This is a genomic window from Ureibacillus manganicus DSM 26584 (genome assembly GCF_000772945.1).
Classification (GTDB): Bacteria; Bacillota; Bacilli; order Bacillales_A; family Planococcaceae; genus Ureibacillus; species Ureibacillus manganicus.
In genome coordinates this window covers 1-12,531 of record NZ_JPVN01000004.1, presented here as the reverse complement: position 1 = coordinate 12,531, position 12,531 = coordinate 1, and the positions used below count along the sequence as shown (strand labels likewise).

The following is a 12,531-nucleotide window of genomic DNA, read 5'->3' as shown; positions in this document are numbered from 1 at the left end:
AAAATGGGAAGTGGTTTTGTTGAGGAAAGTTTTCATTTTATCATTTTTGCTAGTACTTGTAGTAGCAGGTTGTAATCCCCCAGAGCCAGAGGTCATAGTAGAACAGAGTACGGACCCGATCATTGAAGTATCAAAAATTACAGAAAAGCCAGTGGTCATTGCGCAAAATTTAAATACACCATGGTCAATAAATAAGATAAACGACACAATTTATATAACAGAGCGTCCAGGAACAATAACTAAAATTGAAGGTGGGCAAGCTGTTCGCCAAAAGGTAGAACTCAATAAGCAACTCTCTCAATCAGCTGAGGCAGGTTTAATGGGTTTTACACTTGCGCCAGATTTCAAGGATTTTAATAGAGCTTATGCTTATTACACTTATGAAGATCAAGCAGGTAGATTTAATCGTATTGTAACACTAATTTTAGAAAATAATGTATGGACAGAAGAAAGTGTACTTCTTGATAAAATACCAAGTGGTAACTTTCACCATGGAGGAAGACTAAAAATAGGTCCTGACGGGAAGCTCTATGCCACTGCAGGAGATGCATCACAAACTTCTTTAGCGCAGAACTTGAATTCTTTAGCTGGTAAAATTTTGAGAATGAATTTAGATGGAACAATTCCAACTGATAATCCATATCCAAACTCTTACACTTATAGCTATGGACACCGTAATCCCCAAGGAATAACATGGGCACTTGATGGAACGATGTATGCAAGTGAACACGGAAATAGAGCAAATGATGAGATTAACAAAATCGAATCTGGTTTAAATTATGGTTGGCCAGAAATTGAAGGTTTTGAAGAAAGAGAAGGAATGGTAACACCAATCTTTACTTCAGGGAGAAATAATACATGGGCGCCTTCAGGAATGGCCAATTACAATGCTAAATTGTATGTTGCTGCACTGAGGGGAAATGCAATTATAGAATTTAATCTAGAAACAGGTGAACAAAGGCAGTTTGTAACAGGTTTAGGTAGAATTCGTGATGTGTTCATAGAAGATGATAATCTATATTTTGTTACTAACAATACAGATGGGCGAGGAAACCCTGAACAAAATGACGACAAATTATATCGCCTTTCACTAATAAATGAATGATTGGATATCAAGCTCTTTTCACAATATTGAAAGGAGCTTATTTGAATAAATAAAAAAGTGAACTCAGAAGGAATTCACTCAATCTTTAATGATGATGATGGTGATGACCTGTTTCCCCTTTAATTTGGCAGAGGATCGATTCATCATGTGTGTGCGCGGTTGTTTCAAGTTGAATGGTAACGTGTTGAATACCTAGATGTAACAGGTCATGTTCAATTTTTCGAAGCATATCTTCACTTTCAGCAATGGTCATCGAATCAATAACTACTGCATGACAAGACAATGCATTTAAACCACTAGTAATACTCCATATGTGTAAATCATGGATACTAATGATTCCATCTGTTTTTTGAATAGTTTGAATCACATCATCTACATTTGTGTTTTCAGGTGTACCCTCCATTAAAACATTCACCGCTGATTTTGTAACATAAAAACCACTGCGCAAAACGAGCGCTGCCACGATAACACTTGCTAGTGGATCTGCCCAGCCAAATCCGTAGAACATCATTAGTAGCGCGGCAATAATAGCTCCAACTGAACCGAGCATATCACCCAATACGTGTAAGTACGCACCCCGCATATTAAGGTTTTCTTCTGTATCGCCACCACGATGCATAATCCATGCAACAAGAATATTAACAAAAAGCCCTATAGAACTAATGATGAGCATCCCTGTTGTAGCAACCTCCGGTGGGTTAGCAAAACGATCAATGGCTTCATAGAAAATAAACCCAGCAATGAGCATTAAAGTAACTCCGTTTAAAACAGCTGCTAAAATCTCAAAACGTTTATATCCAAAGGTTTTTCGTTGATTGGCAGCTTTTTCTCCTAAAATAAATGCAAAGAGTGCTATACCAAGTGCAACCGAATCACTTAACATATGGCCAGCATCAGAGAGTAAGGCAAGGCTATTGGTTACAAACCCTCCAATCGCTTCTACGATCATATAGGCAGTAATAATGATAAACGAAATTAGCAAAACTTTTTTATTTGCACCATGTGTGTGATCATGGTGACTATGATTATGGTGATGTGTACCCATGGTTTTTGCCCCCGTTCTTTAATAATATCTCAACTAAGTATGTGTCGCATGATCGATGGCTTGCTGAAGCAAATTCATAATATGATCATCATCATTTGAGTAATAAAGCGTTGTACCTTCTCTTCTAAATTTCACAAGACGTAGGTTCTTTAAAAATCTTAGCTGGTGTGAAACAGAAGATTGGCTTAAGTTAAGCTTTTCTGCAATCTCATTAACAGAATGTTCTTCCGAGCAAAGAAAATTTAGAATCCGAATTCTTGTTGGATCACATAAGGCTTTAAAGGTTTGTGAGACGACAAATAATGTCTCATCATCTAAATCTATAATAGGTTCACGAAGTACATCGTCTTTAGTTGTATCTTGGCTCAAATTCATCACCTTAACCTTTCTTTTCGTATATGAGCATATGTTCATATATTATGTATATGTGAATTTTGAGAAAGTGTCAATAAAATTTGAAAAATAAAAAGTACCTTTTCTCTTAAAGAGAATAAGTACTTTTGGTAAATTATTTAAATGGATTTTTCCATTCCATCAAAACACCGTAATTTAATGATTCTTCATCATCTAAATAGTCTTCTACAACCGCAATTGGCATTCGACCTGCTCTCAGTAAAAATGAAATGACAGGATCATGGATTTTACCAGCTAGTATAGCATCGACATATTCTTTTGCAGTCATTTCTGATGCGACTCTTTGGTAACCAGGCATTCGTCCGCCACCAAGTAAACGGTCTAATCCTAGTTCAATGACAATTTGATACATAGACTGCATCATAATTTTCCCTAGTCCTAAAGAGCGATAAGAAGGCCTTACACTAATATCTACAATGTAAAGTGTATTACCATTAGGATCGTGGTTTTTAATATAGCCGTTGTCAGTTGCTTCTGCCCACGAATGATTTGGATGTTCAGGATCAAAATCCACGCACAATCCTGTTAAGGAGCTAACAATCTTCCCGTCTATTTCAATACAGAGTGTCCCTTGCGGAAAAAGTGACACATGATTCGTTAACTGTTCCTTATTCCACCAAAGCTCAGAAGGGAATGGTGGAGGAAAACATTCAGATTGAATTTCAATCAGTTGATCAAAATCCTTTGTTTCATAATTCCTTATAATAATCCGGACAGGTTTTCCATTAGAAAAGAGTAACTGTTCACTTCGATACAAAGGTAAACCCCCTTATTTCCAATCTGTATAAAGATCAGTTCGTCTGTCTCTCCAAGTTGTAACAGATCCTTTTTCACGTACTTGATATAATAAGTCAAGGTCAAGGTCAGCAGTAACTAACATATCGTTATTAATTTCACCTTCAGCTAGCAACCCTTTTGGAGGGAAAGGTACATCATTTGGTGTAATAATTGCAGCTTGCCCAAAGTTCATGCGCATAAAGTCTACTGTTGGCAGAGCCCCCACTGTACCAGTTAGGACAACGTATACTTGGTTTTCGATTGCGCGGGCATGGCTTGTATAACGAACGCGATGGAAACCATGGCGATCGTCTGTACAAGAAGGACAGAAGATAACATCTGCTCCTTTTGCTTTAGCCATTCGTACGATCTCAGGGAATTCGATATCGTAACAAGTAAGAAGGGCAATTCTACCTTTATCTGTATCAAAAACTTCTAGGCCATCCCCTTTTGACATATTCCATTCATGCACTTCTGTTGGTGTAATATGGAGTTTATCTTGGGTTACAACATTTCCATTAGGGTAAAATAGATGTGCTCGATTGCGAAGTTTTCCTTCTACATTTACAACATGTGTACCAGCAATAATATGAACATTATATTGCTTAGCGAAATTTGTAAATGTATCAACATACTGTTCTGTAAATGATGGTAAATCATTGATTGTTAAAGATTCCCCATTCTCTCCTTTAATAGATAACAGTTGTGTTGTGAAAAACTCAGGGAATAAAATAAACTCAGTTTCAAATTCAAGAGCAGCTTTTATATAGTGCTCACATTGATTTGCAAAGTCCTCAAATCTTTCAATGGTATGTAAATGATATTGCACTGCTGAAACACGGATTTTCATACAATACCTCCTAATTTCCTAATTTTGTTTATCGTAGCATATAACAGGTAGAATTTTGAAATGATTTACTATACAATATCAATCCAAGATTTCATTCTTATAATAGAATAAGAAACTAATTAATTTTTACTGTTTTCAAATCCAAGTATGTATTGCTTACTGCGTATACAAATGCATACAAAACTGTTAGGAAGAGGCGTAAAAGATGCGATCTGCAATTAAACTCACAAAATATTTAAAGCCATATATGTTCTTTACTATTATTGCCCCCTTAATGATGGTATTAGAGGTGGCAATGGATTTATTACAACCAACGATTATGCAACATATTATTGATGATGGAATTGCAAATAATGACACTGAATACGTAGCGACAATGTTCGGTTTAATGATTCTTTGCGCAATAATCGGTTTAATCGGTGGTGTAGGCTGTTCTATCTATGCGACAAAATCGGCAGTCAATTTTGCTACGGACATAAGAAAAGATTTATACGAAACTATTACATATTTTTCAAGTCGTAATAAAGACCATTTTACTCTTGGGAAATTAATAACTAACATTACTAGCGATGTCGAGTCACTGCAACGAGCGCTAACAATGCTCCTAAAGATATTTGTTCGTGGACCTTTAACATTCATTGGTGCAGTCATCATTGTCTTTTTCACTGCCCGAGAGCTTTTTCCTGTTCTGTTGTTCGTAGTGCCAATCTTAGCTTTTTCGATATACTTCTTTACGAAAATATCTGGAAAGTTATTTTTAAAAGTTCAAGAAGCCATTGACCAGGTAAACACGAAAGTACAGGAAAATTTAGCTGGTATAAGAGTTGTAAAAGCTTATAATCGTAAACAGCATCAAATTGCCCAATTTACATCAGTAAATGGATCATTAATGCAAAGAAATATAAAAGCGGGTCAAATTATTGGTATTTTAGGTCCATTAACAATGTTCGTTGTAAATATAGGGATTATCATCGCCCTGTGGCAAGGGGCTATAAAGGTAGATAATGGGACAATCCAAGTAGGGGTGATTGTAGCTTTTATTAACTATCTAATGATGATTATGGGTGGCCTTATGAGTTCTTCAGCAGTTTTAATGAATATAGCACGCGCCATTCCAAGTGCCAATCGAATCGTTGAAGTGTTAGAAGAAACACCAGAAATTAAAAGTGCAAGAAGTGTAGAAACTACTCCACTAAAAGGTGAAGTAGAGTTTGTTGGAGTTAGTTTTGCTTACAATGAAGAAAACGAGCCAGTTTTAAAAAATATTTCATTTAAAGCACTTCCCGGGGAGACGATCGGTATTATTGGTGCTACAGGTAGCGGCAAATCTACCTTAGTAAAATTAATTCCAAGATTATTTGAAGTTTCTAAAGGTGAAATTCGTATAGATGGCATGTCGATCAAGAAGATCGATATACAAACATTGCGTGGTGCAATTGCTTTTGCACCTCAAAGAGCAACCCTATTTTCAAAAACGATTGAGGAAAATGTGAAATACGGAAAAGATGATGCGAATATTGATGAGATTATCGAGTCTTTACAATCTTCTCAAGCCTATGAATTTGTAGAAAAACTCGAAGCAAAGGAAAAGCATATTATCACACAAGGGGCAACCAATTTGTCTGGTGGGCAAAAACAACGACTGGCAATGGCACGCGCTTTTGTAAGGAAACCTGCGATATTAATATTAGATGATACAACTTCTGCTGTAGACAGCATTTCTGAAAGCAAAATACAAAAGGCAATAATAGATAACTTTAAAGAAAGCACAAAATTTATTGTTTCGTCTAAAATATCTTCGATTCGTCATGCGGATCAAATCCTTGTCTTAGAAGATGGATATATTGTAGGTCACGGGTCTCATGACGACTTGATGGAAAATAATAAGGCATATCAAGAGATTGTAGAAACGCAACTTGTTAAAGGAGGAACGCTTGATGACTAATTCAGTACAACCTCCAACTACACAAAATGGAAGACCACCGGAAGCACGGAATGTTTTAAGGCATCCTGGTGGTCGATTTAATGGCCCGGCAGAAAAAGCAAAAGATCAAAAGGGAACAATTAAACGTATATGGACTTATTTGAAAAATGAACGACTAGGGTTAATTAGCGCTGTTATTTACGTAGTTTTCTCTACTATATTAAGTTTACTTGGTCCATTATTAATCGGGGTTATTATAGATAAATATATATTAGTAAATGATATAGACGGTACTATTCGGATGGTACTTCTACTTGCTGCTATCTATGTCGCAGGTGCTATTTTGACATGGATGCAAACCTTTGTGATGATTCGTGTGTCCCAAAAAACGATCTGGAAACTTCGACAACATTTATTTGAAAAGTTTCAGTTGTTGCCATTATCAATTTTCGATAAACGACAACAAGGCGATTTAATGAGTCGAATGACAAATGATATAGAAAATTTAAATGCTGCTCTATCACAAAGTGTTGTCCAAATTATATCTACAATATTAACTGTTATTGGTTCTGCTATAGCAATGTTTTACTTAAATTGGATACTCGCAATTGTAACGATGCTTATCATCCCATGTATTCTATGGTCCGCAAAACAAATCATCAAACGAAGTAGTAAAAACTATAAAGCAAAACAAAGAGATTTAGGTAGTTTAAATGGATTTGTTGCTGAAACAATTTCAAACTCAGATATTACAACATTGTTCGGAAAAGAAAGACAAACAATAGAGCAGTTTAATATTGCAAATGAAAATTTAAGAAAATCAGCCATGCGTGCTGAAATTGTCACAGGGCTAATGGGACCAGTTAATAACTTCATAAACACGTTAGGAATAGGAATCGTTGTAGGAGTTGGGGCATTAATGTCCATTAATAATTTAGTTACCATTGGTGTAATTGCTTCATTTATTACTTATTCAAGACAGTTTTTACGTCCAATAAATCAGCTCTCAAACTTATTTAACACATTCCAATCTGCTATCGCTGGTGCAGAGAGAGTTTTTGAAATTATTGATGAAGAAGAAGAACCAAAAGATCTTGAAAATGCTACTTCAAAACAGAAGTTTAATGGGAATGTGGAATTTAGGAAAGTAGCTTTTCAATACAACAAAGAAAAGTATGTACTTCATAATATTTCATTTAAAGCAAAAGCTGGAGAAACAATAGCTCTTGTTGGCCCGACTGGATCTGGTAAGACGACAATTATTCAATTGTTAAATCGTTTTTATGATGTATCGAATGGTGAGATTCTCATTGATGGTATTAATATTAAAAACTATCGACTGGAAAACTTACGAGACCATATAGGAGTAGTTCTGCAAGATACTTATTTATTCTCTGGAACTGTACGGGATAATATTCGATACGGAAAACTCGACGCCACAGACGAAGAAGTAGAGCAAGCGGCAAAAATAGCTTATGCACACAACTTTATCAAGTATTTACCGAAGCGTTACGAAACGATGCTTGTTTCAGGTGGTATGAATTTAAGTCAAGGGCAACGTCAGTTAATAGCAATTGCGCGGGCTATTTTGGAAGACCCTGATATTCTAATCTTAGACGAAGCTACTTCCAGTGTAGATACAATGACAGAAGTTCATATTCAAAAAGGGTTAAATAATCTAATGAACGGTCGCACAAGTTTCGTCATCGCTCACCGATTAAAAACAATAGAAAATGCAGATAAAATCTTAGTCATTAAAGATGGTTCTATACTAGAAGAAGGCAATCACGAATCCTTGATGAACAAACAAGGATTCTATGCTAACTTACAAAACCAACTTCATATCCAAGAATAAACTCACTTGCTGTCCATCTATAATAAGGTGGACAGCTTTTAACTTTTAGAATAAAAACTAAAGATAATAGGGTTAAATTTTTAAAAGATATGAATATATTTTCTATTATTTCATAATCAAAACTTTACGCATACAAGCCCTTTTTCAAGCGTATAGTAGTGCAAAAGGTTGCAAAAGGCGGTGTTATAGTTTGAAGCGTTGGCTTGCACTAATTGTTATTTTATTAGTTTGTTTAGCGGTGGTTGTATATGAGACAAGCGCATCTGACAGAAAGTTTTTCCTACCTGAACCATTAGGCGGGGTAAAAATTGTCGTTGATGCAGGGCATGGTGGTGTTGATGGTGGTGCTTCTTCTCAAGCTGTAATCGAAAGTAAGATTACACTTGCAATTGCAAAAAAGGTTGAACACCAATTAAAGCGTATGGGTGCAGAGGTTATAATGACAAGATCGACTGACGGAGATGTGCTGGACGAGCATAAACCGAGTGAGGAATTTGCCACTTTAAGAGAGCGTAAAAAACAGGATATCTTTTTGCGTGAAGAAATCGTGAAATCGAACCAACCAGACATTTTTATTACTATCCATGCAAATGCCATTCCAGAAGATAAATGGAGAGGCGCACAAGTTTTCTACCATCAAACGGGACACCCAAATAGTGAAATGTTAGCAAAGTCAGTTCAAGATTCTATTAAAAACACTTTACAAAATACGGACCGTGAAGCTTTGGCAATAAAGCAAATCTATTTACTGAAAAAGGCAGATGTTCCGGCTGTACTTATTGAAACAGGATTCTTAAGTAATAATGAAGAACGTGATTTATTAGCAGACGAGAAATACCAAGAGAAAATGGCTAGTGCCATTGTCAATGGGATTGAAAATTACGTGAATATTGAATTTGAGTAAAAAAAGTTAGCCATTCACAAATGTAACAGTGGATGGCTTCTTTTTTTGCCTATATTCTAATTGGAAACGCAATCATTTTCACTAAGTTTTCACTAACCACTATGCTATACTAAAATTACATTAGAATATAGGGGTGTTGGACTTGATAAACGAACAACAAGTTAGAGAAATACTAGGGAAACTTGAAGACCCATTTTTACATAAAACATTAGAACAGACAAACGGGGTTCTGAATGTAAGTATAAAAGAAGAAAAACAACACGTGAGCGTTAAAATTGCAATTGCAAAAACAAATACACCAGAGCAAATGCAATTACAAATGAAGGTTGTAGAAGTATTAAAAGAAGCAGGGGCATCTACTGTAGGAATTCGATTTGAAGAATTAACTACTGAGGTTCTAGAAAGTTTCCGTGGAAAAGCAACAGCTTCTGAAGCTCATGATATATTGTCACCGCTATCTACAGTTCAAGTTATTGCTATTGCATCAGGAAAAGGTGGCGTAGGAAAATCTACTGTTTCCGTAAACTTAGCGGTTGCGCTTGCTCGATTAGGTAAAAAAGTTGGCCTAATTGATGCGGATATTTATGGATTTAGTGTTCCAGACATGATGGGTATACAAGAGATGCCTGTTGTAAAAGAAGATCGTATTTATCCTGTAGACCGTTTAGGAGTAAAAGTTATTTCAATGGGATTCTTTGTTGAAAATAATGCTCCTATTGTTTGGCGCGGACCAATGCTTGGTAAAGTATTAGATCAGTTCTTCCGTGATGTTGAGTGGGGAGACCTTGATTATTTATTATTAGATTTACCACCAGGTACAGGTGACGTAGCACTTGATATTCACCAAGCACTACCTACATCTAAAGAAATTATTGTCACTACACCACATCCAACAGCAGCATTTGTAGCAGCACGTGCAGGGGCAATGGCTTTACAAACAAATCATGACATCCTTGGTGTTATTGAAAATATGTCATGGTTTGAGTCAAAAGTTACAGGAGAAAAAGAATACGTCTTCGGTAAAGGTGGAGGACCTAAACTTGCGGATGAATTGCGTACAGAGTTATTAGGACAAGTCCCTCTAGGACAACCTGATTGGACAAAAGAGGATTTTGCTCCTTCAGTTTATGATACAGAGCATTCAACAGGAAAAATCTATCTAGAAATTGCTAAAAGTGTTGTAAATCAATTAGAAAAATAACAAAAAAGCGGATTGTTTACGCAATCCGCTTTTTTTTTAACCTCCAGAACCGCCGCTGCCGTCCCCGCCGCCACTGCCTTCATCGGCACCTTTGGACTCGCCGCCGCCTTCACCTTCTTTACTACTCTTAGAAGTTCCCTCACCTGATTTTTTAATCAAATCTTGCCATTTCGTTTGAAGTAAAGGGTCTTCTATTGTTTGCATAACAACCTCTTCCATTTGCTTTCTGAGAGTACTGCTCTTAAGAATGGTTTCTAATTGTTTTTGCATTTCGGGCTGTCCGAAGAATTTAACTAAATCTTCTTGGAAAGTAGCATTTTTAATAAGGTCCTTCATAATATCGGTTTGCTGTTCCTTCATACTCTTCGCAATTGATTCTTTAAATTTAGGATCTTCAAACTGTTTTTTCCAAAACTCCTTAGCTTCTTCAGATAATAAAGTGTCTTTTATTGCAGTTTCTACTTGATCATGTTCAAGTACAACTAAATCACGAATACTAGGGTCTTCCAGAAGCTGCCTAAGTGCTTTCTTACCATCCTCTGTCTGAATCGAATCAATCATTATTTTCTTTATTTCATCATAAGACATCGTTTGATTTGGAGCATCAGAACAGCTTGCAAGAAAAAGCACTACAAATATAAGGGATAGTGATCGTTTTAACATTGAATGTTCAGTCCTTTCGTTTAAAGGCTCTCTTTCATTTATTGTTCACATTTTGAAAAAGAATATGTATACGTTTGTTTACATGGATTAGCTTTTTTTACAAACGGTTGTTAAAATATACAAGGACTATTTGAAAAAAGGGGACGGGCTCATCGTGACAATACGAAATTGGATTAAATTTTTCTTCATGTGCATACTCATCGGTGGCATCGTTACAGGTGTTGCTGGTATTTTCATAAGATGGAACTTCTTTCAACCATATTTAGCAGCAGGTGAAATTGGTGAATTTATAGCTGCATTTAGCTGGATGATTCTATTAGGCGTTACAATGAGCGTTATTGCACAAGCAGGATACTTTGCTTATTTAACATTGCACCAAGTAGGTGTAGGAATTTTTCGTACATTAACTTTATGGAACTGGGTTCAAGCTTTATTAATTGCATTTGTTATTTTTGATTTAATTGTTTTCCGATTTGCACCTAGTGCAAAAGGTTTTCAAGATTGGTTATTCTATGGTGGATTACTTATCTTTTTAATTTCTGCGTCAATTGCAACAGCGGTAAAAAAAGTACAATTAACAAATAAGAAACATATCCTCGTTTCTTCTTTATTCTTTATGATTGTTGTTACATCGTTAGAGTGGATCATCGCATTAATGGGTAGACAAGGTAATATTGATACATATGTTGCACTGTTATTATTCCCACTTGTTGTAGTTAATGCATACCAATTGTTAGCATTACCAAAATATAATGCTAAATCTGATGAGGATCGAAGAAGATTAGAGGAACGTAGAAAAGCACGTAAACTTGAAGCTAAGCAAAAAGCAAAAGCATAATCAAAAAAATAGAAAAGGACTAGTACATAATTCCATGTACTAGTCCTTTTCGTATTATTCAGGCATTTTCTTAGATTTAATAGAGTACCCAAAAATATTTTCTTCAATTGATACAAATTTTTGTGAGTTTAAAAACTTCGATATTGATTCAAAATTAGACGAAGAATTTTCGTGTAATGGAATGGATATTATATCGCCTTTTTCACTCTTAAAGTTTTCACCCTCTATATAAATAACTGAAGGTGTTAGCATGTTTACGTGTTCATTAAATATAGTTTGTTTTAGTTCCTCTGTATAATTATAATCTGAGGTCATGAACCATAGTGGCTTATTTTCTAAATATTTCTCGTAAATAGCTAGATCTTTATTGAATAACTCCGTAGTATAATCCTTAGCACCTTCTCCTCCAAGTAGCCCTATAGGGATATTCTTTTTCTTAATTATATCCATATACTTAGAAGAGCGTTCAATCCAATCAGCACTTGCCATTATTAGTGGATAAGGTTGTTTTATCGAGTTTAACCATTCAAGAAAGCCATCATGTGAAAAAGACACTTCAATTATTATGGATTGTCCATAATTTCCTTTAGCTATAACTACTGGTTCTTCAGACATTTGGAACACAGAAACAATAGCCTCTCTTTGTGGAAAGACTAAAAAGAATAATACAAGAGCAACGGCAAATGCTAATGCAAATTTACGAATCATTCATTTACTCCTTTTTATTAAATTTAAAATATAAAAAGTTGTCCTTTAAAAAACTTATGAAATTATATTGACTTTCATGAATTAATGATGTTAATATAGAAAAGTCGCCGCTAACAAAGGCGATGATTTAAAAAAAGTTATTGACATCATATTTTCAAAATGTTAATATATGAATTGTCGTTGTCGAATGATGACGAAATAAATGAACCTTGAAAACTGAACAACAAAACGTTAATGAATTAAACGT

General features: G+C 35.4%; 12 protein-coding genes. 6 read left to right on the top strand and 6 right to left on the bottom strand.

The features are described from left to right. Positions 1 to 19 precede the first annotated feature (19 nt). Positions 20 to 1,105, top strand: coding sequence for a PQQ-dependent sugar dehydrogenase (locus CD29_RS03790; RefSeq protein WP_036183043.1), 1,086 nt, complete (start codon positions 20 to 22; stop codon positions 1,103 to 1,105). An 85-nt stretch (positions 1,106 to 1,190) separates the two neighbouring features. Here the strand turns inward: CD29_RS03790 and CD29_RS03785 are convergent, their stop codons facing one another. The 4 genes from CD29_RS03785 to CD29_RS03770 all read right to left on the bottom strand — a co-directional run bounded on the left by CD29_RS03785 (position 1,191) and on the right by CD29_RS03770 (position 4,191). Beyond that, complete coding sequence (locus CD29_RS03785) at positions 1,191 to 2,150, bottom strand: cation diffusion facilitator family transporter (protein ID WP_036183040.1); 960 nt, start codon at positions 2,148 to 2,150, stop codon at positions 1,191 to 1,193. A gap of 33 nt (positions 2,151 to 2,183) precedes the next feature. Continuing rightward, a complete protein-coding gene (locus CD29_RS03780) occupies positions 2,184 to 2,519 on the bottom strand; it encodes an ArsR/SmtB family transcription factor (protein WP_328286472.1) in 336 nt (111 codons plus the stop codon). A 139-nt stretch (positions 2,520 to 2,658) separates the two neighbouring features. Further along, the gene (locus CD29_RS03775) at positions 2,659 to 3,321 is read right to left on the bottom strand and encodes a GNAT family N-acetyltransferase (RefSeq protein WP_036183038.1); all 663 of its coding nucleotides are present in this window, start codon (positions 3,319 to 3,321) and stop codon (positions 2,659 to 2,661) included. A gap of 12 nt (positions 3,322 to 3,333) precedes the next feature. Next, a complete protein-coding gene (locus CD29_RS03770) occupies positions 3,334 to 4,191 on the bottom strand; it encodes a carbon-nitrogen hydrolase family protein (RefSeq protein WP_036183034.1) in 858 nt (285 codons plus the stop codon). 205 nt (positions 4,192 to 4,396) lie between these two features. Between CD29_RS03770 and CD29_RS03765 the strand changes: the two genes are divergently transcribed. The 4 genes from CD29_RS03765 (at position 4,397) to CD29_RS03750 (ending at position 10,075) form a co-directional block, all read left to right on the top strand. Next, entirely contained in the window at positions 4,397 to 6,136 is a 1,740-nt protein-coding gene (locus tag CD29_RS03765; protein WP_036183033.1) for an ABC transporter ATP-binding protein, read from the top strand. Beyond that, positions 6,129 to 7,970: an ABC transporter ATP-binding protein gene (locus CD29_RS03760; protein ID WP_052123988.1), complete on the top strand. Its 1,842-nt coding sequence runs from the start codon at positions 6,129 to 6,131 to the stop codon at positions 7,968 to 7,970. The genes CD29_RS03765 and CD29_RS03760 overlap by 8 nt, the downstream gene beginning before the upstream one ends. Positions 7,971 to 8,160: 190 nt before the next feature. Continuing rightward, on the top strand, positions 8,161 to 8,874 hold the full coding sequence (locus CD29_RS03755) for an N-acetylmuramoyl-L-alanine amidase (protein ID WP_036183032.1): 714 nt from the start codon (positions 8,161 to 8,163) through the stop codon (positions 8,872 to 8,874). Positions 8,875 to 9,016: 142 nt separating this feature from the next. Further along, positions 9,017 to 10,075, top strand: coding sequence for an Mrp/NBP35 family ATP-binding protein (locus CD29_RS03750; RefSeq protein WP_036183030.1), 1,059 nt, complete (start codon positions 9,017 to 9,019; stop codon positions 10,073 to 10,075). Positions 10,076 to 10,111: 36 nt separating this feature from the next. Here the strand turns inward: CD29_RS03750 and gerD are convergent, their stop codons facing one another. Continuing rightward, positions 10,112 to 10,738: a spore germination lipoprotein GerD gene (gene gerD, locus CD29_RS03745; RefSeq protein WP_036183028.1), complete on the bottom strand. Its 627-nt coding sequence runs from the start codon at positions 10,736 to 10,738 to the stop codon at positions 10,112 to 10,114. Positions 10,739 to 10,892: 154 nt separating this feature from the next. Between gerD and CD29_RS03740 the strand changes: the two genes are divergently transcribed. After that, the gene (locus tag CD29_RS03740; RefSeq protein WP_036183025.1) at positions 10,893 to 11,576 is read left to right on the top strand and encodes a KinB-signaling pathway activation protein; all 684 of its coding nucleotides are present in this window, start codon (positions 10,893 to 10,895) and stop codon (positions 11,574 to 11,576) included. A 54-nt stretch (positions 11,577 to 11,630) separates the two neighbouring features. Here the strand turns inward: CD29_RS03740 and CD29_RS03735 are convergent, their stop codons facing one another. Further along, a complete protein-coding gene (locus tag CD29_RS03735) occupies positions 11,631 to 12,284 on the bottom strand; it encodes a hypothetical protein (protein ID WP_052123987.1) in 654 nt (217 codons plus the stop codon). Positions 12,285 to 12,531 lie beyond the last annotated feature (247 nt).